Origin of the sequence: Paeniglutamicibacter psychrophenolicus (assembly GCF_017876575.1) — a bacterium.
In the GTDB taxonomy this organism is placed as follows: domain Bacteria; phylum Actinomycetota; class Actinomycetes; order Actinomycetales; family Micrococcaceae; genus Paeniglutamicibacter; species Paeniglutamicibacter psychrophenolicus.
In genome coordinates this window covers 2,475,999-2,494,722 of sequence record NZ_JAGIOE010000001.1, presented here as the reverse complement: position 1 = coordinate 2,494,722, position 18,724 = coordinate 2,475,999, and the positions used below count along the sequence as shown (strand labels likewise).

Annotated in this window: 20 protein-coding genes; 10 read left to right on the top strand and 10 right to left on the bottom strand. The window is 69.7% G+C overall.

Annotated features, from left to right (window positions below; genetic code table 11):
- The first annotated feature begins 271 nt into the window (after nucleotides 1-271).
- From JOF46_RS11310 to JOF46_RS11300, 3 genes are all read left to right on the top strand, one after another.
- Nucleotides 272-1,858, top strand: coding sequence for a fatty acyl-CoA synthetase (locus tag JOF46_RS11310; RefSeq protein WP_209907376.1), 1,587 nt, complete (start codon nucleotides 272-274; stop codon nucleotides 1,856-1,858).
- Between the two features lie 128 nt (nucleotides 1,859-1,986).
- Entirely contained in the window at nucleotides 1,987-2,766 is a 780-nt protein-coding gene (locus JOF46_RS11305) for an enoyl-CoA hydratase/isomerase family protein (protein ID WP_209907375.1), read from the top strand.
- Nucleotides 2,767-3,006: 240 nt separating this feature from the next.
- Nucleotides 3,007-3,558, top strand: coding sequence for a DUF488 domain-containing protein (locus JOF46_RS11300; RefSeq protein WP_209907374.1), 552 nt, complete (start codon nucleotides 3,007-3,009; stop codon nucleotides 3,556-3,558).
- 9 nt (nucleotides 3,559-3,567) lie between these two features.
- Here JOF46_RS11300 and JOF46_RS11295 read toward each other — a convergent pair whose 3' ends face one another.
- Nucleotides 3,568-4,113 carry a hypothetical protein gene (locus tag JOF46_RS11295; protein WP_209907373.1) on the bottom strand — a complete coding sequence of 182 codons (546 nt, stop codon included), beginning with the start codon at nucleotides 4,111-4,113 and terminating at the stop codon, nucleotides 3,568-3,570.
- 273 nt (nucleotides 4,114-4,386) lie between these two features.
- On the opposite strand from JOF46_RS11295, the gene JOF46_RS11290 reads away from it, so the two are divergent.
- Together JOF46_RS11290 and JOF46_RS11285 are read left to right on the top strand one after the other, a co-directional pair.
- The gene (locus JOF46_RS11290) at nucleotides 4,387-4,842 is read left to right on the top strand and encodes an HD domain-containing protein (protein ID WP_209907372.1); all 456 of its coding nucleotides are present in this window, start codon (nucleotides 4,387-4,389) and stop codon (nucleotides 4,840-4,842) included.
- Nucleotides 4,843-5,009: 167 nt separating this feature from the next.
- Nucleotides 5,010-5,738 (top strand): response regulator, encoded by a 729-nt coding sequence (locus JOF46_RS11285; RefSeq protein WP_209907371.1) that lies wholly within the window; start codon nucleotides 5,010-5,012, stop codon nucleotides 5,736-5,738.
- Nucleotides 5,739-5,751: 13 nt separating this feature from the next.
- Here JOF46_RS11285 and JOF46_RS11280 read toward each other — a convergent pair whose 3' ends face one another.
- Nucleotides 5,752-7,272, bottom strand: coding sequence for a GAF domain-containing sensor histidine kinase (locus JOF46_RS11280; protein ID WP_209907370.1), 1,521 nt, complete (start codon nucleotides 7,270-7,272; stop codon nucleotides 5,752-5,754).
- A 135-nt stretch (nucleotides 7,273-7,407) separates the two neighbouring features.
- On the opposite strand from JOF46_RS11280, the gene JOF46_RS11275 reads away from it, so the two are divergent.
- Entirely contained in the window at nucleotides 7,408-7,896 is a 489-nt protein-coding gene (locus JOF46_RS11275; RefSeq protein WP_209907369.1) for a GNAT family N-acetyltransferase, read from the top strand.
- Nucleotides 7,897-8,056: 160 nt separating this feature from the next.
- The gene (locus tag JOF46_RS11270; RefSeq protein ID WP_209907368.1) at nucleotides 8,057-8,470 is read left to right on the top strand and encodes a YybH family protein; all 414 of its coding nucleotides are present in this window, start codon (nucleotides 8,057-8,059) and stop codon (nucleotides 8,468-8,470) included.
- 47 nt (nucleotides 8,471-8,517) lie between these two features.
- Here JOF46_RS11270 and JOF46_RS11265 read toward each other — a convergent pair whose 3' ends face one another.
- The 8 genes from JOF46_RS11265 to JOF46_RS11230 all read right to left on the bottom strand — a co-directional run bounded on the left by JOF46_RS11265 (nucleotide 8,518) and on the right by JOF46_RS11230 (nucleotide 16,741).
- Nucleotides 8,518-9,876 carry a M20/M25/M40 family metallo-hydrolase gene (locus tag JOF46_RS11265; RefSeq protein WP_209907367.1) on the bottom strand — a complete coding sequence of 453 codons (1,359 nt, stop codon included), beginning with the start codon at nucleotides 9,874-9,876 and terminating at the stop codon, nucleotides 8,518-8,520.
- Between the two features lie 77 nt (nucleotides 9,877-9,953).
- The gene (locus JOF46_RS22575; protein ID WP_209907366.1) at nucleotides 9,954-10,313 is read right to left on the bottom strand and encodes a helix-turn-helix domain-containing protein; all 360 of its coding nucleotides are present in this window, start codon (nucleotides 10,311-10,313) and stop codon (nucleotides 9,954-9,956) included.
- Between the two features lie 97 nt (nucleotides 10,314-10,410).
- Nucleotides 10,411-10,914, bottom strand: coding sequence for an ATP-dependent endonuclease (locus tag JOF46_RS11255; RefSeq protein ID WP_209907365.1), 504 nt, complete (start codon nucleotides 10,912-10,914; stop codon nucleotides 10,411-10,413).
- 81 nt (nucleotides 10,915-10,995) lie between these two features.
- Complete coding sequence (locus JOF46_RS11250) at nucleotides 10,996-12,141, bottom strand: cysteine desulfurase family protein (RefSeq protein WP_209907364.1); 1,146 nt, start codon at nucleotides 12,139-12,141, stop codon at nucleotides 10,996-10,998.
- Nucleotides 12,138-13,043: a carboxylating nicotinate-nucleotide diphosphorylase gene (nadC, locus tag JOF46_RS11245; RefSeq protein WP_209911849.1), complete on the bottom strand. Its 906-nt coding sequence runs from the start codon at nucleotides 13,041-13,043 to the stop codon at nucleotides 12,138-12,140. Before nadC ends, JOF46_RS11250 begins: the two co-directional genes overlap by 4 nt.
- 25 nt (nucleotides 13,044-13,068) lie before the next feature.
- Nucleotides 13,069-14,751 carry an L-aspartate oxidase gene (nadB, locus tag JOF46_RS11240; protein WP_342592426.1) on the bottom strand — a complete coding sequence of 561 codons (1,683 nt, stop codon included), beginning with the start codon at nucleotides 14,749-14,751 and terminating at the stop codon, nucleotides 13,069-13,071.
- The gene (nadA, locus tag JOF46_RS11235; protein WP_209907363.1) at nucleotides 14,748-16,016 is read right to left on the bottom strand and encodes a quinolinate synthase NadA; all 1,269 of its coding nucleotides are present in this window, start codon (nucleotides 16,014-16,016) and stop codon (nucleotides 14,748-14,750) included. Before nadA ends, nadB begins: the two co-directional genes overlap by 4 nt.
- Complete coding sequence (locus tag JOF46_RS11230) at nucleotides 16,013-16,741, bottom strand: NUDIX hydrolase (RefSeq protein ID WP_245348096.1); 729 nt, start codon at nucleotides 16,739-16,741, stop codon at nucleotides 16,013-16,015. Before JOF46_RS11230 ends, nadA begins: the two co-directional genes overlap by 4 nt.
- A 158-nt stretch (nucleotides 16,742-16,899) precedes the next feature.
- Between JOF46_RS11230 and JOF46_RS11225 the strand changes: the two genes are divergently transcribed.
- Genes JOF46_RS11225 through JOF46_RS11215 form a run of 3 tightly spaced genes read left to right on the top strand, consistent with a single transcriptional unit; the run spans nucleotide 16,900 to nucleotide 18,664 of the window.
- Nucleotides 16,900-17,199, top strand: a complete 300-nt coding sequence (locus tag JOF46_RS11225; protein ID WP_209907361.1) for an ArsR/SmtB family transcription factor — start codon at nucleotides 16,900-16,902, stop codon at nucleotides 17,197-17,199.
- A 22-nt stretch (nucleotides 17,200-17,221) separates the two neighbouring features.
- A complete protein-coding gene (locus tag JOF46_RS11220) occupies nucleotides 17,222-18,190 on the top strand; it encodes a TIGR03086 family metal-binding protein (RefSeq protein ID WP_209907360.1) in 969 nt (322 codons plus the stop codon).
- Between the two features lie 27 nt (nucleotides 18,191-18,217).
- A complete protein-coding gene (locus tag JOF46_RS11215) occupies nucleotides 18,218-18,664 on the top strand; it encodes an SRPBCC family protein (RefSeq protein ID WP_209907359.1) in 447 nt (148 codons plus the stop codon).
- Nucleotides 18,665-18,724 lie beyond the last annotated feature (60 nt).

The following is an 18,724-nucleotide window of genomic DNA, read 5'->3' as shown; positions in this document are numbered from 1 at the left end:
AAACCATGGGCCCCGAACCGGGGGTGTGACCTAGACAACTCGAAATTAGTTGGGCATCCTAGTATCACCGTTCATCTGGAATCGACTGGCCGTTTCCCTTTTGCAAGCGCCGCCACCGCCCAAGACGCGAAACACCACCCCCTGGAGGAGTGCCCGTGGCCGAGATCGGTGGGGGCTGCCCACGATGTGCGAGGGCGGCCGACAGGCCAACGTCGCCATCATCGAACGACTCCAGTCCAGGCTTGATGACTTTTTCGAAGGGACCTTCACCATGAAAGACTCCACGCCAGGGGGCGGACAGGCCACGACCATCGCCGCCACGGATCCCAGCGATACCATCGCTGCGTTGCTGCGCCGCAGCGCCTCCCGCAATCCGAACACCACCGCCTTGGAATTCCAGGATCGGCGTTGGACCTATCGGGAACTTGATGCCGCGGTGCATCGGGTTGCCGGCAGGCTGCGCAGGGTCGATCTTCCGGCAGGCTCCCGGGTCGCCGCCTACGGCGCCAACTCCGATGCCTACGCAATCCTGTTCCTGGCCTGCGCCGCCGCCGGACTTGTCCACGTACCGGTGAACTTCGCGCTCAAGGGCGATGAACTCACCTACCTCCTGGAGGATTCGGGAGCCGTCGTGGTGGTGGCCGACGGGGAACGACTGCCGCTGGTGAACCAGGTTCGTGCCGATGGACGGGCCGGCGCCATCGAGCAGGTGTGGTCGTTGCTGCCCGGCGCCTCCGAAACGGCCTCGATCCTGGACACCGCGTTGGACCCCGAGGCGGGCGAGGACCCGGTGGACGTGGGGGTTGGCGGCGGCGATCTGGCGCAGCTCCTGTACACCTCGGGGACGACCTCCGCGCCCAAGGGTGCGATGATGACCCACTCGGCGTTGGTCGCACAGTATGTCTCCTCGATCATCGCCCTGGATTTCACGGCCGAGGACCGGCCCCTGATTGCGATGCCGCTGTATCACTCGGCGGCCATGCATGTCTTCCTGTTGCCCTACCTGTCCCTGGGGGCAACGGTCCGCTTGCTGGCCAAGCCCGACATCGCCGAAATCCTGGAACGGGTCGAAGCCGAGCACATTGGCTCGCTGTTCCTGGCGCCCACCGTGTGGGTGCCCCTGGGCAACCATCCGGATCTGGACACCCGCGACCTGTCATCGCTGACCAAGGCCCAGTACGGTGCCTCCATCATGCCGGTGACGGTGCTGCATCGCTTGCGCTCCCGCTACCCCGGGATCGGGTTCTACAATTGCTTCGGCCAGTCGGAACTCGGGCCACTGTGTTCGGTGTTGCGCCCGGATGAACACGAGGCCCGTCCGGCCTCTTGCGGCCGGCCGGTGTTCTTCGTCGAGGCCAGGGTGGTCAATGCCGAGGGGATGATCGCCAAGGATGGCGAGCCCGGCGAGGTCCAGTACCGCTCCCCCCAGGTCATGTCCGGGTATTGGAACAAGCCCGAGGAAACCGCCGCGGCGTTCACCGACGGCTGGTTCCGTTCCGGCGACCAAGTCACCCGTGATCACCAGGGATACATCCAGGTGGTTGACCGCATCAAGGACGTCATCAACACCGGCGGGGTACTGGTGGCCCCTCGCGAAGTCGAGGACTGCATCTACGAACTCGACGAGGTGGCCGAGGTGGCCGTGATCGGGCTCGAGGATGAACGCTGGATCGAAGCCATCACAGCGGTGGTGGTGCTCAAGGACGGCGCGGTATTGACCGCGGAGTCGGTGCGCCGGCACGTGAAGGGCCGGATCGCCAACCACAAGGTGCCCAAGCGGGTGGATTTCGTGTCCGAGCTCCCCCGCAACCAGTCCGGAAAGCTGCTCAAGCGCCAATTGCGGGCCGAGCGCTCCTGAACATGGGGACCATGGCCCTCGACGTCCAAGCATTACGGCACCCTGCTGCCCACCGGGTCCCTTCGGCGGTCCGGGTGGATTCCCCCCCCGGGTAAGTTGAACAACCAAAGCACCCAGGGAAGGTAGCTGTGACGTACTCCGAGCCGGCCGGGCCGATCCGCATCGAGCGGCGTCCCGGCGTTGCAAGAATCGTTTTCCAGCGGCCGGCGCAGGGAAACGCATTGGATTTGGCCATGGCACGCGAAATCCTGGCCGCCTTGCGTGCCGCCGAAGCCGACCCGACGGTCCACGTGCTGGGCCTGACCGGTGTGGGCAGGTTCTTCTGCGCCGGCGGGGACATCCACGGCATCGCGGAACAACTTCCGGCAAACCGGCCCCGATACCTTCGCGAGCTGGCAACCGCCGCACACGACTTGGCCTTGGCCATCGTGCGTTCCCGCCTGATCGCCGTCGCCGGAGTCAATGGTGCCGCCGCCGGCGCGGGCCTGGGTTTGCTGCTCGTCTCGGACTGGGTCCTGGTCTCCGAGAACGCACGCCTCGTGGCGGCCTATTCCACGATCGGTCTGACCCCTGACACCGGGGTTTCCTTTCTGCTGCCGCGTGCCGTAGGCCATCAACGAGCCGTCGACCTGACGCTGAACGGGCGTCGTTTGACCGGGGTCGAGGCTGTCGAGTGGGGATTGGCCAATCAATCGGTTCCCGCGGCGGATTTCGCCGAACGCCTGGCCCAGGTCGAAGACGGCTTCCTGCAAGGGGCAGTGCATGCCTTGGGACCGACCAAACGCCTGCTCCGGGCCCCGGTGATCCAGGATCTGGAAACCCACCTGCTGGCCGAAACCCACAGCATTGCCGAGCTCTCGGCCAACCCAGACTCCGTGGATCTCCTCGACCGGTACGCCAACGGGTAGTCGCCGGCGCCCCTGGGTCCAGGTTCCCCGGAACACGCCCGCCCTGGGCAAAACATTGGCCGGTGATCCGGACATGGCCCGGCAGGAAATGGGTTCCGGCGCAATCAGCAGCACGCCGGGATGGCTTCGCCCGCTGCGCCATGGCGGACCAGTGGGCATCTTGAAGAAAGCCTTCTACGCTGAAGGCAGGGGGCCGAAGCCGCGGTCCCCCGCACCGGCAGACACCAGCGGGAGCACACCATGGGCAGCACACGCATCTACACGATCGGGCATTCCACGCACGCCGTCGAGGAATTCATCGGAATCCTCCACACCCACGGCATCACGCAGCTGGCCGACATCCGCACCATCCCCAAGTCCCGGCACAACCCCCAGTTCAACAGCGACGAGCTGGAAACGGCCCTGGTCGCGGCAGGCATCCGCTACCTGCGGGCCAAGGAGCTGGGCGGGCTGCGGCCCACCCACAAGGACAGCATCAACGGCGCCTGGCACAACGATTCGTTCCGCGGCTACGCCGACTACATGCAGACCGAGGCCTTCGCCCGGGCCCTCGACGGGCTCATCGCGCGCGCGGGAGCCAACGACACGGCCGTGATGTGCGCCGAGGCCGTCCCCTGGCGCTGCCACCGCTCGCTGGTCGGCGACGCGCTGCTGGTGCGCGGCATCGAGGTCCTGGACATCTTCTCCGACACCAAGGCCACCGCCCACACGCTGACATCCTTCGCCCGCGTCCAGGGCACCGCCATCACCTACCCGCCTGCCTCGCAGGACCCGGCAGAGGGCACGCCCTAGCCGGGAACGTCAGGGGGTCCGGCGCCGCAGCTGCTTGCTCCGCAAGGCCCGGGCCCGGGCCCGCTTTTCACGGGCATCGGGGTTCATGCGCCGGCCCGTGTAGACCATTCCGAACCCGACCACCGACGCCGGGGCGCCATACAGCAGGCCGAGTTGGAAGGACCGGACCTTCCGGCCCAGGAGCGCCGAGGCCTCGGGGGTGTCGATGACCATGCGCGTGGAACCGCCCATGTCGTACAGCAGGGGCAGCTGCCGCCCCACGACCCAGAGTCCGCTTTCCGTCGAGGCGTAGTGCCTCCATTCGGTTCTCGTGTGCACGCCGCGGATTTCCTGCTCGGTCACCGGGTAGTAGGTGGTGCTTCCGCCGCCGCGTCCGCCGCCGGGCGTGGACGCGCGCCCGATCTCGACGATTTCGCCGGTGGCCGGGGCCCCGTTTTGGCGCACCTCGACGTCGGCCCGATGGGCGGAGGCGGCGGACGGCAGGTAGATGGCGCCGCCGATCACCAGGAGCAACCCGACATAGGCCGGGAATAGTCCGATCGTCCACAGGCACACGCCCCATCGCTGACGCGGCGTCAACTTCTTGCGTTGGCGTCTTGGCGTCCGCCCGGCCGAGCGGCTCCTCTTGCGTCGTTTGCGTATCACGGCATCCATTGTTCCGCATTCCCACCGCGGCAATCCTCGCACCGCACCCGCGGGCAAGACGTTCCGCGGCGTGTTTGCGCACCGCCGGTTCTTTTCGTCCCTCGCCCTGCCGGCCGGATCAACCGTCACCGGCCCTCGTTACGCTGGGAGCCAGAGCATTCCAGCACCCAACGGAGGACCCCCATGACCAGCCACGCATTCGTGCAGGTTGCCGAAGACATCGCCCGCCGCGCCCACAAAGGCCAGCTCGACAAGTCCGGAGTCGACTACATCACCCATCCCGCGCGCGTGGCCGCGGGCGTGGCCACCCACGGCGGGGACGACGCCGCAGTGGCCGCGGCCTGGCTGCACGACGTGCTGGAGGACTGCGACGTCACCGAGGAGGACCTGCTGGCAGCGGGAATCCCCGCCGCCGTCACAGAGGCCGTCCGTGCCGTCACCAAGGCCGAGGGCGAAACGCTGGAGGACTACTGCGCACGGGTGCGCGCCAACCCCATCGGCCTGCTGGTCAAGCGCTCCGACATCGAGGACAACACCGACCCGGCCCGCACGGCCATCTTGCCCGAACAGGTCCGTGTCCGCCTGGCCGCGAAGTACTCCCGCGTCCGGGACCTGCTCGGATTCCCGCAGCCCGCCTAGCCTCCGGCAGCCTCCGGTGGGTCCCGTCCGGGATCGCCGGGGCCGGATCCTTCGGCCACCGAAATCCACCACGGGCCTTTGGCCCCTTGTCCGAAGCCGGTTCGGCGGCCAAGAATGGAAGGGTGCAGGGGCACCGGCACGCACCCACGGGATCGGGAGGGACCGTCATGGACCACGCAGCGGCAACGGGGAACGCCCCGGGGCAGGCCACCGGCCCCGAGCCCGCCACCGACCCGGAACCAGCCGCCCCCATCCGCGTTTTCATCCTCGATGACCACGAGCTGGTCCGCCGCGGCCTGCGCGAGCTGCTGGAGGGCGAGGGCTTCGAGGTGGTGGGCACCTCCGGCACCGCGAACGACGCCCGCAAGCAGATCCCGGCGCTGCGCCCGGATGTCTCGGTGCTCGACGCCCGGCTGCCCGACGGCACCGGGATCGAGGTCTGCCGGGACGTGCGCTCCATCGACGGGTCGCTGAACTGCCTGATCTTGACCAGCTACGACGACGAGCAGGCGCTGCGCGGGGCGGTGCTTGCCGGTGCGGTGGGCTACGTGCTCAAGCAGATCGCCGGCAACGACCTGATCCGTGCGCTGCGCCGTGCGGCCCGCGGGGAATCGCTGTTCACCCCGGGGCTCAAGGCCCGGATCATCTCCGGGCTGATCACCCACGAAAACCCGGACCCGCGCATGAAGCAGCTGACCGTCCAGGAACGCCGCGTGCTGGAACTGGTCGGCGAGGGGCTGAGCAACCGGCAGATCGGCGAGCGCATGCGCCTGGCGGAGAAGACCGTGAAGAACTACGTCTCCTCGATGCTGGCGAAGCTGGGGTTCGAGTCGCGCACGCAGGCGGCGGTGTTCGTGACCCATCCGCTGCCGGGGCCAAACGACGGGGGCACCTAGCCGACGGCGGCACCTAGTCTTCGGCGGGCATGGGCACGACCCAGTGCAGCACGGTCCCCTGGCCCGGGGTCGAGTCGATGTCCAGGGTTCCGCCGAGTTCCCCTGCGCGCTGGCGCATGTTTGCCAGCCCGCTTTCGGGCCCTCCGGGGATGAAGCCGGCCCCGTCGTCGCGCAGGGTCAGGGCCAGGGTCCCGTCGGTGCGTTCCACCGTCAGTTCGACGGAGCTGGCGCGGGCGTGGCGGACCACGTTGCTCAGGGCCTCGGTGATGACCGCCAGCAGGTGCGCGAGCGTGGTTTCGTCGGCCAGGGCATCCAGTTCGTCGCCCAGGCGCAGCGCCGGGGTGATTTCCAGCGGTTCGGAGGCCAGTCGGATGGCGCGCAGGATCCGTGAGCTGGGGGTCTCGGTCTCCCCCGCGTCGGCGCGCAGCGAGTAGATGGTGGCGCGCAGCTCGGCGATGGTGGTGTCCAGTTCCCCGGCCAGGCCGGTGGCCCGCTCCCGGGCGGCGGGGGTGGGCAGTTGCTTGCGCAGGGCGCTGATGCCCAGGCCCGCGGCGAAGATGCGTTGGATGACGATGTCGTGCAGGTCCCTGGCGATGCGTTCGCGTTCCAGGTAGAGCAGCACGTCCTCGCGCAGGTGGTGCATCTGCACCAGGCCGAGCCCCTGGGCGATGTTGGCGGAGAAGATCCCCGCCATCTGGGCCTCGACGGGGCGGAAGCCCTGCGCCCCGTGCTCCCTGACCATGACCAGCAGCCCGTAGTGGATGCCGCGGGCCAGCAGCTCGGTGACCAGGGTGCCTTCCCCGTCGGCCAGTTCGCCCAGCGGGACGATGGCGTCTGGGGCTTCAAGCAGCAGCGGTGGGCTGTTGCGCAGCACCAGCTTGTGGCGCACCCCCACCTGCAGCAGCACGCGCCCGGCCAGGTGGGGGTGGACGTATTCGCTGATCCCGGCGATCCGGTAGCCGGTGTTCTCGGGTTCCTCCCCGGTGATGGGGGTCAGCAGCAGGGCGTACTTGGACCGGGATTCTCGGCGCGCCAGTTCGGCGACGTCGTTCAGGCCCTGGGTGTGGTGCCGGGATTCGCCGCCCAGCAGGGTGCCGATGCGTGCGGAAGCCGCCAGCCAGCGGGCGCGGTCCGCGGCGTCCTGGTAGAGCTGGGCGTTCTCCAGGGCCACCCCGGCGCTTCCGGCGAGCGCTTCCCCCAGTTCCCGGTCGGCCCGGGAGTAGCGGTCCTTGCCGTGCTTGGGCCCCAGGGTGAGGCGGGCGAAGTGTTGCTGGCGGGTCTTCAGATCCAGGCGCAGGCGCTTGGCTTCGTCCTTGCCCGCGGCCTCGAGCAGGCTTGCCGCGTCCTTGCCCTTGGACAGGTGCCCTTGTTGGTGGGAGGCGTTGGTCAGTTCCAGCACCCCGGAGCTGGCGCCGAAGATCTTCATGGCTTCGTCCAGCACGCGGTGGGTGATGGCGGTGACGGAGAGGTCCCCGGCGATCGAGGCCATGGAGGCGAGCAGTTCCCGCACCCGTGCGTCGCTGCGCTTGGACATCTGCCCCGCCCCTTCCCGGTTCCCTGACTGGTGCCCCCGTCGCCGGCGGCATTCCCCGCCTTCCCTCCCGCTATGCGCCACATTACCCGCGCGGGCGTGGCCGGTGACAGGGGGAATCTGGAATAGATTGGGTGGATGGAGATTCGTGTTGCCACGCAGGAAGATTGGCCGGGCCTGTGGCCCATCATCGAGGAGGTCGTGCGCCAGGGCGAGACCTATTGCTGGCCCGTGGATGCGACAGAGGAGCAGTGCCGCGCGTGGTGGATGGGCAAGGCCGGCGGGACGGTCTTCGTCGCGGTTGACGACGACGGCGCGGTGGCGGGCACCGCGGAACTGCATCCAAACCAGCCCGCCGCAGGTTCCCACGTGGCCAATGCCGGCTTCATGGTCGCGTCGCATGCCTCCGGGAGGGGGCTCGGGCGGGCCCTGGCCACACATGTCATCGAGGCGGCGGCCGGGCAGGGTTTCACGGCCATGCAGTTCAATGCCGTGGTTTCCACCAACGTCCATGCCATCCAGCTCTGGCAGTCGCTGGGCTTCGAGGTCCTGACAGTGATCCCGCAGGCCTTCAACCACCCGGTCCACGGGCTGGTGGGCCTGAACGTGATGCATCGGGTGCTTTAGCCCCGCTTCCGGCCATTCCCGAACCAGACTAGAACACAGTTTCGAATATGGCGATTTTCGCGACGGCCCCGGGGCTGCCCGCGGCGTGCGGGCAACCTCGGATCGATCCGCCCGCGACCGCGGTCTTCCCCGGCCCGGGCCGCGGGTGTAGACCATTGCCATGGACGATCGCAATGACTTCCTCCAGTGGTTCAACACGACGTGGCGCCGGGCCGAGGACACGCTGCACAACGGCGATGCGGCCGCCAGGTTCACGACCTGGTCGGACCGCAAGCCGGTCACGCTCTTCGGTGCCTGGCACGAAGCCCTGGGTCCCCATGCGGCACGGGAGGTCTTCCTGAAGCTGGCCGACGGCTTCTCCCACTCCGTGTCCGGCGACATCGAGCTGATCGCGGCGGATGTGAGCGGCGACCTGGCCTACACGGTGCATCGGGCAACCACCTCGACCCACGTCAACGGTGAACCCAGCGCCTACGTGCTGCGCGTGACCCAGATCTACCGCCGCGAGGACGGCGAATGGAAGGTCGTGCACCGGCACGCAGACACCGCGCCCCCGGCCGCCGAAGGCCCCTGAGCATCCCCGTGCCCCCCTGCGGCATCCGGCACGTGGAGCTCCCCGCGCTATAGCGCCCTCAGCAGGAAGGTGTAGAACTGCACGGCCTTGCCCAGCTCTGCGACCTCCACCGATTCGTTGGTACCGTGGATGGCCCCGCGCTGGGCCTTGTCCATGCCCAGGGGCGCGAAGCGGTAGACCTGCTCGCAGATCCCGGTGAAGCGCCGCGCATCGGTGGCCGCCATCATGATGTACGGGACCGGGCGGGCCTCCGGGTGCGAATGGCCAAGCGCCGATTCCAGCAGGGCAAAGCCGTCGGAGTCCGTCGGTGAGATCGGCGAGGGTTCGGTGGCGCCGAGCACCGTGAAGGCGATCTTCGCATCCCGCACGCGCCTGCGCACCCCGGCAATCGCCGATTCCACGGATTCGGTGACGTTGATGCGGATGTTCAGCCCCACCGCGGCCCGCCGCGCCAGCACGTTGATGCCGTCGCTTCCCTCGAGCCGGGTGGCCGCGACGGTGGTGCGCACCATGGCCGCTGGTTCCGCCCCGGCACGGGCCAGCACTTCGCCGGCCAGACGCCCGGGGCGGGACGCCAGCTTCAGCAAGGTGCCGGTGATCCCGGGGGCGGTGGCGGCCAGGCGGCGGAAGGTCTCCCGGGTGACCGGGTGCAGGGCGGCGGGGAACGGCTTGGCCTGCAACCTGCCCACGGCCCGGGCGATGCGTTGCACGGCTCCGAAGCGGGGAGGTGCGGAGGCGTGCCCGCCGACGTCCTCGGCTTCCAGCAGCAGGTCCAGGATGCCCTTCTCGCTCACGCCGATCACCCCGGCCGGGGCATCGATCCCCGGGAACGCCTGGCTGGCCACCGCCCCGCCCTCGTCAAGCACCATCCAGGGGCGCACCCCGGCCGCGGTGAGGAAGTCCACCGCCTCCATGGCGGTGGGCCCGGAGGTCTCCTCGCAGTCACCGAAGAAGAAGTACACGTCCTGTCCCGGAACGAAGCCCGAGGCGGCCAGGTCGTCGGCAGCCTGCAGGATGCAGGCCAGGTCCCCCTTGTCATCCAGGGTGCCCCGTCCGTGGATGCGGCCCTGCGCAATGACCCCGGCGAAGGGCGGGTGCTCCCAGTCCGCTTCGCCTTGCACCGGGACCACGTCCTGGTGGGCCATCAGCACCACGGGCTTGCTGCTTTCGGTGCCCCGCCAGTGCCACAGCTGCCCGGTGATCCCCAGAGTGTGCTGCTCGACGGCGCCGGCGATGTGCCCGAAGAGCTCGGTGAGCAGGTGGGCGTGCTTGGTGAATTCGGCCCGGTCCTCGTCGTCGCGGTCCGGGCGGGACACGGTCCGGCAGGCGATCAGCTGCGCCAGCTTGGCCGCCACCTGCTGCGCGGCCTGGCCGGGGATTCCTGCCGGATGTGAGGTGGGTGACATGTTTGACAGTCTATGCCGCGGCGCCGGGCGGTCGACCGGCCCACGGCCGTCCACCCGCAGGCGTCTTATCGGATCGGTTACGGCTGATCGGCGGAACCGGAGATGCCTCGCGCGCGCACGCGCGCGAAGGGATCACCTGCCAGCTCTTCGGATTGCCCTTGGTCCTGCTCAACCCGGTGCCCGAGAAGCGCTCCCACCGCATTGGCGTAGCGCCGGAGGGTCGATAGCCTGGGGTCGGCATCGTAGGCCTCGAACTTTGAGACCGCCTGCTGCGTAACCCCCATGCGCTCGGCAACCTCGCCCTGGGACAGTCCCGCCTCCCGCCGGAAGCCAACCAGTTCCGCGCGCATCAACCGGTGTTCGCGCGCCAGGACCTGTGCCCTGGCCGTGATGGCCGCCGGTGTCATCGGGGCCGCTGCGCTCGCGTCTTCCTGCATGCACCCATGTTTACCGCACAACCCCAAGGTTGTGAAGGGCGTCGGGGAGAGGTCCACTGTCCCCCGCAAGCCGGGGCGGAAGGGAAGTTGCCGCCCCTCAGGCTTCGGCAGCCGGATCCGCGCCGTCGAGCGCGGCAAGCAGCCCGGCCAGCGGGGCGGGAATCGCGTCCAAGGGCACCGCCTCGGCCAGCAGTTGGGCGTAGCGCACCTTGTTGCCGCTGCGGCCGCCGAAGAACCGGGCCAGCTGGTGTTCGATCGGCCTTTCGCGCAAAAAGGGCTGGGCCTGCAGGCGGCGGAAGGACTCGAGCTCGCCCTGCCCGGCGATCACCGCCTCGACCCCCTCCACGCCCAGGGCGCGGATGAATTCCGCTTCCAGGTCCGGGTCGCAGACGAACACCGTGCCCAGCACCCGTTCGAAGTCGCGCCGCTGCGCCGCGTCCACCAGGCCAAGCAGCCGCTGCCCGTCCAGCTGACCCGCCGCGCGGCGGGCGCCCTTGGACCCGCCGACGGGCAGCACGCGCGGTTCGGGCAGGCCGAGCCTGACGGCCAGGGTCTTCACGGCGACGGCGTCGGACTCGCCTTCAACCAGCACTATCGACATGGAGCCATGAAATCACGAAGGATGCCCCGGGCCCAAGCGCTCCTGCCGGGTTCGTTTACCCTGCCCCGCCGGGTCCGGGAGCTAGTTGCCGGCGATGGCCTTGACCGCCGCCACCACGGCGCGGGCGGCGGTGGCGATCTCCGCCTCCTTCACGGTGCGGGTGAAGCTCAGCCGCACCGCGGTGTGCGCGGTGTCCTCGTCGTACCCCATGGCCAGCAAAACGTGCGAGGGATCGGTGGACCCGGCGGCGCAGGCCGACCCGGAGGAACACACCACCCCGCGGCGCTCGAGTTCCAGCAGCACCGTCTCGCCGCCGGTTTCGGGGAACACGAAGGAGACGATGCCCGGCACGCGCCGCTCCGGGTCCCCGGTGAGCCGGGCACGGATCCGCCCGTCGGTGTTCAGCCCGCCCAGCACGGTGTCGATGAGGTGCCGGCCGTGGCCCTGCGCGGTCCCGGTGGTGTTGGCCGCGGCGGCCAGCGACAGCGCGGTGGCCGTGGCGACGGCCCCGGCCACGTTTTCGGTCCCGGAGCGGCGTTCGCGTTCCTGCCCGCCGCCGTGGATCAGCGGCTCCAGGGCCAGCTTGCCGCGGACCATCAGCAGCCCGGCGCCCTTGAGCCCGCCGATCTTGTGCCCGGAGATGCCCAACGCATCGACATGCGCAGCGATGCCGGCCATGTCCAGCCAGCCGGCGGCCTGCACCCCGTCGCAGTGCACCAGGGCGCCCACCGCGCGGGCTGCCGCTGCGACCTCGGCGACCGGCTGGATGGTCCCGACCTCGTTGTTCACCGCCATCACCGAGACCAGCGTGGTGTCCGGGCGCAGCAGCGCGGTGAATGCGTCGAGGTCCAGGATCCCGAAGGCATCGACCGGGGCCACGTCGAGCTCGAACCCGTGGTGCTTGACCAGGTAGGCGCAAGCCTGCGCCACCGCGGGGTGCTCGATGGCCGAGTGGACCAGGTGGCGCCCGCGCGGGTTTCCGAGCGCCAGGCCCTTGATCGCCAGGTTGTTGGACTCGGTGCCGCCGGAGGTGAAGACCACGTCCCCGGTGCGCACCCCGAGCACCTTCGCCGCGGTTCCCCGGGCGTAGTCCAGCGCGCGGGCGGCGGTCTGGCCCATCGAGTGGGTGCTGGAGGGGTTGCCGTAGTCGCTGGTCAGCAGCGGGATGATGACATCCAGGACGTCCTGGCGCACGGGGGTGGTGGCCGCCGCATCGAGGTAGATCACGGGGTGTTCGCCCCGCGGCCGTGATCGATGGCGATGTCCAGGCCGAGGTCAAGGGCGCGCACCGAGTGGGTCAGGGCGCCGGAGGAAATGACGTCGACCCCGGTGGCGGCGATGGCTGCCACGGTCTCCAGCCTGACGTTGCCCGAGGCCTCCACGAGCGCGGCGCCGGCGATCCGGCGCACCCCGGTGGCCAGGTCGGCCAGGGAGAAGTTGTCCAGCATGATGGTGTCCACCCCGGCGGCAAGCACCGCGTCGAGCTGGTCCAGCGAGTCGATTTCCACCTCGAAGTGCACGGTGTGCCCGAGGTTCCCCCGGGCCTGGCGCAGCGCGGCGGTGAGCTCGGAGCCGCTGCCCAGCAGGGCCAGGTGGTTGTCCTTGGCCATGACGGCCTCGGAGAGGTTGTCCCGGTGGTTGTGCCCGCCGCCGCAGCGCACCGCGTAGCGTTCGAGCACGCGCAGCCCCGGGGTGGTCTTGCGGGTGTCAACGATGCGCGCACCGGTGCCTTCGGCCTCCTTGACGAAGGCGGCGGTGGCGGTCGCGATGCCGCTCATTCGCTGGAGCAGGTTCAGCCCCACGCGCTCCCCGGCCAGCAGCCCGCGGGCCGGGCCGGAGACCGTGACCAGGGTGTCGCCGGTGGCGAAGGGCTCCCCGTCGGCGAGCGCCGGGGTGAGCTCCAGGGCCGGGTCGGTCAGCTTCATGGCGGCGATGAAGGTTTCCAGCCCGGCGCAGATGCCCGGTTCGCGGGCGATGACCGCGGCGGTGGCCGTGGTGCCGGCGGGGATCAGCACGTTTCCGGTCAGGTCCCCGCGCGGGTTGTCCTCTTCCAGGGCGGCGAGCACGATCTTCTCGATGGCGCGGGCGGGGACCGGGAGCAGCGTGGCGGGGCGGGCCGGGGCGGCGATGGCCGGGGCCGTGGTTGTGGCGATGTCAGACAAGGGAGGAGATCCTTAGGTTCAGGTTCGTGGTGGCCGGCACCTGGGCGTAGCGGGGCAGGTGCCCGTTCAGGCGCTGCGGTGCCTCGGGGGCGTCGGAACGGTAGTGCGCGCCGAGGGAGTTTTCCCGGTTCAGCGCGGCGGTGGCGATGAGTTTGGCCAGCTCAAGCAGGTTGGCCCGCTCGCGGGAGGCGCGGTCTTGGGTTGTGACGTGCCAGCGCGCGAGCTGGGCCAGGGCGGTGCGCAGCCCGTCGGCGGTGCGTTCGACGCCCAGGTGCGCCTGGGCCAGGGCCTGCAGCGCGGGCAGCTCCATCTCTTGGAGCGCCGTGCCTCGCGCGCGCGATGCGTCGTCGTCGGCATCCCCGGCATCGCCGGCAGGGTGGGTCATGATCAGGTTGGTGTCCCTGCTGCTGGTGGCCGGGCCGGCAGCCGCGGCGTCCAGCGGGTTCGCCGGCAGGTTCACCACGGTGCGCCAGGCGAAGACCAGCCCCTCGAGCAGCGAGTTGGAAGCCAGCCGGTTGGCGCCGTGCACCCCGGTGCAGGCCGCCTCCCCGGCGGCGTAGAGCCCGGGCAGCGTGGTGGCGCCGGTGTCGTTGGTGAGGACCCCGCCCATCCAGTAGTGGGCGGCCGGGGTGACGGGGACCGGTTCGGCGGTCAGGTCGTAGCCGAGCTTGGCCAGTTCGGCGGTGATGGAGGGGAAGCGCCGGGCCAGGAACCCGGGCCCGTGCGTGGCCTCCACGCCGCGGGCGTCCAGGTGCACGGTGCCGCCTTGCGCGCGCACGGCGTGGATGGCGCGGGCCACCACGTCGCGGGGCGCCAGTTCGGCATCCGGGTGCACCTTCACCATGAAGCGTTCGCCGTGGCCGTCGATGAGCACCGCGCCCTCCCCGCGCACGGCCTCGGAGACCATGAAGCCGCCCGGGGAGACCAGGGTCGGGTGGAACTGGATGAATTCGGCATCCGCCAGCGCCGCGCCGGCCCGGTAGGCCAGGGCGGCCCCGTCTCCGGTGGCACCCAACGGGTTCGTGGTCGCGGCGAAGAGCTGCCCGGTCCCGCCGGTGGCCAGCAGCACCGCGCGCGCGCGAAGCTCCTCGCTGCCCCCGTCGGGCCCAAGCACCCGAACCCCGGTGACCATGGCGGCCGGGTCCCGCTGGGCACGGGCCAACGGGTTGGCCTCGGTGAGCAGTTCGGTGACGAAGGCGTGTTCGCGGATCTGCAGCCGGCCGGCGGCCTGCTGGGTGCGGCAGGCATTGATCAGCGCGCCGGCCAGCCCCTTGCCGGTGGCGTCCCCGCCGGCGTGCAGGATCCGCGGGTGGGCGTGCGCTGCCTCCAGGCCCAGGGCGAAGGCGCCGGAGGCATCGGTGTCGAACTGCGCACCGGCCTCGATGAGCCGGGTGACGTGGCCCCACGCGGTGGAGCACATGATCGCCACGGCGTCCGCGTCGTTCAGGTGCGCCCCGGCCGTGAGCGTGTCTGCGACATGGCTGGCGATGGAGTCCCCCGCCGCGGCGCCGGCAGGGCCCACGGCGCTCAGGCCGCCCTGGGCGTACCAGGAGTTGGAGTCCGCCAGCTTGTCCTTGGTCAGCAGGGTGACATCGAGCCCGCGGACCGCGGCGGTCAGCGCGGCGTAGAGCCCGGCGACCCCGGAGCCGACGACCACCAGATCGGTGCCGTTCACGGCCGTGCCGCCAGCATCCGTTCCAGGGCGACCTTGGCGTCGGCCGCCACCTCGGCGGGCACCTCGATCCGGTTCAGCACGACTCCGTCCACCAGGGACTCGAGCACCCAGGCGAGGTAGCCGGGGTGGATGCGGTACATGGTGGAGCACGGGCAGATCACCGGGTCCAGGCAGAACACTGTGTGCTCGGGGTGTTCGGCGGCCAGCCGGTTGACCATGTTGATCTCGGTGGCGATGCCGAAGACCGATCCTGCCGGGGCGGCGGCGACGGCCTTTTGGATGTAGTCGGTGGACCCCGCCGCGTCTGCGGCGTCGACCACCGGCATCGGGCACTCGGGGTGCGCCAGGATCTGCACGCCGGGGTGCTCCACGCGGGCCCGCTCGATCTGGGCGACGGTGAAGCGCTTGTGCACCGAGCAGAAGCCGTGCCACAGGATGACCTTGGCATCGTGCAAGGTGGCCTCGTCACTCCCGCCCAGGGGCTTGCGCGGGTTCCACATCGGCATCCGCTCCAGCGGTATGCCCATGGCCTTGGCGGTGTTGCGGCCCAGGTGCTGGTCGGGGAAGAAGAGCACCCGGCGGCCGCGCTCGAACGCCCACTCAAGCACCGTGGCGGCGTTGGAGGAGGTGCACACGATCCCGCCGTGCTTGCCGACGAAGGCCTTCAGCGCGGCGGAGGAGTTCATGTAGGTCACCGGGATGACCGCGGCCAAACCGTCGGAGGAGTCCTCGTGCGCGTAGAGGTCCATGAGCTGCTCCCAGCATTCCTCCACGGAGGACTCGTCGGCCATGTCGGCCATCGAGCAGCCCGCGGCCAGGTTCGGCAGGATCACCGCCTGCTCCTGGGTGGAGAGGATGTCGGCGGTCTCGGCCATGAAGTGCACGCCGCAAAAGACGATGTACCTGGCCTGCTCGCGGGTCAGCGCCGCGTTGGCCAGCTGGAAGGAGTCCCCCACGAAGTCGGCGAAGGCCACGACCTCGTCGCGCTGGTAGTGGTGGCCCAGGACCACCAGCGAATCCCCCAGGGTTTCCTTGGCCGCCAGGATCCGCGCGGTCAGCTCCGCATCCGAGGCCTCGCGGTACTCGGCCGGGATCTCGCCCTGCCGCGGGGTGTCGGCCGGGGCAACGTCGTCCTGAGAGGAGCCCGGCCCGTAGTCGGCCTCCCCGGTGTCAAAGAGCCACGGTCCCTTGGTCAAATCGGTGTTGCAGCTGGCTTCGGGGGAAACCAGCTTCAGGGTCTGCAGGGTGGCTTGGATGCTGCTCATGAGATGTTCTCGCTCTCAAGGGGGTGGGTGGTTGAGCCGGTGTAGCGGTAGAGGCGCGGGGGGCGGTGCTTGCCGCCGGAGAGGAACTCGTCGGTTTCCTCGATGTCGGGGGTGCTGCGCAGGGTCCGGCGGAAGTTCGCCGGGTCCAGCGCCCGATCCAGCACCGCCTCGTAGACCTCGCGGACCTGGGCGAGGGTGAAGCGCTCGCCGAGCAGTCGGTGGGCGATGGAGCCGTATTCGACCTTGTTGCGCAGTCGCCACAGTGCGTACTCGATGATTTGCCGGTGGTCGAAGGCCAGGTTTCCCAGCACCTCGGGGTCGTCGGCACGGAACCAGGCGACGTTGGGGTCGTCCACGAGCACCGAGGTGGCGGTGTCGTGGGGGTCGTCCTCGCGGACCAGCGCCCAGTAGACGATGGAGACCATGCGGCGGGTGGGCGAGCGGTCCAGGTCCCCGAAGGCGTAGAGCTGTTCGAGGTAGCGCGGGACCAACCCGGTGGTGTCGCGCAGGTTGTTTGCCGCGGCGTCCAGCAGCGAGTCGCGCGGGCCCAGCGGGCCGCCGGGCAGGGCCCATTGGCCGCGGAAGGGTTCGCGGGTGCGGCGCACCAGTGGCAGCCACAGGCCCTTGCGCCCGGTGCGTTCATCGTCGCGCAGCGAGAAGATCACCGTGGACACGGCCAGTGCCGGTGGCTGTTCGCGGCGTTCTGCCACATTCGAAAACGGCAACCGATCCACCTTCCTAGTTAGTGTCATCTTGACCAGAACTAAGAATACGGCCCGGCCCTTCCGTTCACAAGCCCTGTGACGCGAAAGTTTCCCGGCATGTCGATTTGCCCGCCCGCGAGCCCTTGCGCGATGCGTTAGCGACGACTAACGTATCTTTTGTGCCCGACGTCCTGGAAACCGCTGCCGAACCAACCCGTCGCGCCCTGCTGAACATCCTGGCCGACGGGGAACGCACCGTCACGGAACTGGCCGGGCGCTTCCCCGTGACCCGCTCAGCCATCTCCCAACACCTGCTGCTGCTGGCAGAGGTTGGCCTGGTCACCGCCCGCAAGGACGGCCGCAACCGGTTCTACCGCCTCGACCCGTCCGGGATGGCCACGCTGCGCCGATCGCTGGAGTCCTTCTGGACCTCGGAGCTCGAGCTGCTGGTCGACGAGGCCACGGGACATCATTCATGAACACACCCACAGGAGATACCCCATGTCCATTGAAAAATCAGTGTTCCTCCCGATCGATCCCGAGGCCGCCTTCGAGCTGGTGACCCGCCCCGAGCGGCTCCGTCGCTGGCAGACCGTCGCGGCGCGCATGGATCTGCGCGCCGGCGGCGAATACCGCTGGACCATCACCCCGGGCCATTCAGCGGCCGGAACCATCAAGGAGGTCGAGCCCGGCAAGCGCCTGGTCTTCGACTGGGGCTGGGAAGGCAGCGAATCCGCGACCTCGACCGTCACCATCACCCTGGAACCGGTCGACGGCGGCACCCGCCTGACCCTGCTGCACGAGGGCCTTGCCCCCGAGGAGGTCGCCGGGCACACCGAGGGCTGGAACCACTTCCTGGACCGCCTGGTGCGCCTTGCCACCGAGGGCGATGCCGGGGCCGATGACTGGGCCGCGATCCCGGATCCGATCAACGAGCTGGCCAGCGCCGAGGCAACCCTGGCCGTCGTCCAGCGGGTGCTGCACAAGCTCACGCCCGCCGACAACGGGCTGCCGACCCCGTGCGAAAACTTCAGCGTCACCCAGCTGGTGGACCACCTGATCGGTTCGGTGCACGGCATCGGCAAGGCCCTGGGCCTGGAACTGCTCGATGACCCCTCCGCCCCGGCCGAGGCCCGCGTGGCCGACGCCGCCCAGGCGACGCTCGAGTCCTTCACCAGGCGCGGGCTGGAGGGCACCATCGACATGGGCTTCGCCCAGCTTCCTGCCACCATCGTCGCGAACATCCTGAACCTCGAATTCCTGGTCCACGCCTGGGACCTGGCCACGGCCACCGGCCAGTCGCTTCAGGTCCACCCGGGCCTGTCCGACTACGTGCTGGGGCTCGCCCGGAACACCATCAGCCCGCAGATGCGCGGCAACAGCTTTGCCGACGAGACCCTGGTCGATGAATCCGCCGCCAGCCTCGAACGCCTGGTGGCCTTCACCGGCCGGAACGTCACGGCCCGCTGAGGCGCAGCGGCGAACCAAGGAGCCAGGATGGTCGATGTCGCGTGCTCGATCGTGATCCAGCGTCCGCGTGCGGTCGTGGCCGGCTATGCTGCCGATCCTTCCAACGCCCCGTCGTGGTACTCGAACATCGACTCGGCCGTCCACCGGGGCGGCCCGCCGCTGGGGGCCGGCACGTTGGTGGACTTCGGCGCCCGCTTCATGGGGCGGGAACTGAAATACACCTACGAGTTCGTCGATTGGGTGCCCGGGCGCAGGCTGGTCATGCGCACCGCCCAGGGCCCCTTCCCCATGCAGACCACCTACACGTGGGAAGACGAGGGCGCGGCAACGCGCATGGTCCTGGCCAACACCGGTGAACCCGCGGGCTTTTCGAAGGTCGCCGGATTCCTGATGGACCCCATGATGCGCCGCGCCATGGGCAAGGACCTGGGCAAGCTCAAGGCCCTGCTCGAATCCGGGACAGCCGACCGCTGAGCGGCCTTGCGGCGCGGACAGACCGGTCCGCGCCACAATGTCGCCCTGGTGCGGCGCCAG

Bases quoted from the DNA above. Each gene is read 5' to 3' on its own strand.
- JOF46_RS11275 (WP_209907369.1), top strand. From the start codon at position 7,408: ATGGAGATTCGTGTTGCCACGCAGGAAGATTGGCCGGGCCTGTGGCCC.
- JOF46_RS11270 (WP_209907368.1), top strand. From the start codon at position 8,057: ATGGACGATCGCAATGACTTCCTCCAGTGGTTCAACACGACGTGGCGC.
- JOF46_RS22575 (WP_209907366.1), bottom strand. From the start codon at position 10,313: ATGCAGGAAGACGCGAGCGCAGCGGCCCCGATGACACCGGCGGCCATC.
- JOF46_RS11215 (WP_209907359.1), top strand. From the start codon at position 18,218: ATGGTCGATGTCGCGTGCTCGATCGTGATCCAGCGTCCGCGTGCGGTC.
- JOF46_RS11310 (WP_209907376.1), top strand. From the start codon at position 272: ATGAAAGACTCCACGCCAGGGGGCGGACAGGCCACGACCATCGCCGCC.
- JOF46_RS11290 (WP_209907372.1), top strand. From the start codon at position 4,387: ATGACCAGCCACGCATTCGTGCAGGTTGCCGAAGACATCGCCCGCCGC.
- JOF46_RS11300 (WP_209907374.1), top strand. From the start codon at position 3,007: ATGGGCAGCACACGCATCTACACGATCGGGCATTCCACGCACGCCGTC.
- JOF46_RS11265 (WP_209907367.1), bottom strand. From the start codon at position 9,876: ATGTCACCCACCTCACATCCGGCAGGAATCCCCGGCCAGGCCGCGCAG.
- JOF46_RS11220 (WP_209907360.1), top strand. From the start codon at position 17,222: ATGTCCATTGAAAAATCAGTGTTCCTCCCGATCGATCCCGAGGCCGCC.
- JOF46_RS11285 (WP_209907371.1), top strand. From the start codon at position 5,010: ATGGACCACGCAGCGGCAACGGGGAACGCCCCGGGGCAGGCCACCGGC.
- nadA (WP_209907363.1), bottom strand. From the start codon at position 16,016: ATGAGCAGCATCCAAGCCACCCTGCAGACCCTGAAGCTGGTTTCCCCC.
- JOF46_RS11255 (WP_209907365.1), bottom strand. From the start codon at position 10,914: ATGTCGATAGTGCTGGTTGAAGGCGAGTCCGACGCCGTCGCCGTGAAG.
- JOF46_RS11280 (WP_209907370.1), bottom strand. From the start codon at position 7,272: ATGTCCAAGCGCAGCGACGCACGGGTGCGGGAACTGCTCGCCTCCATG.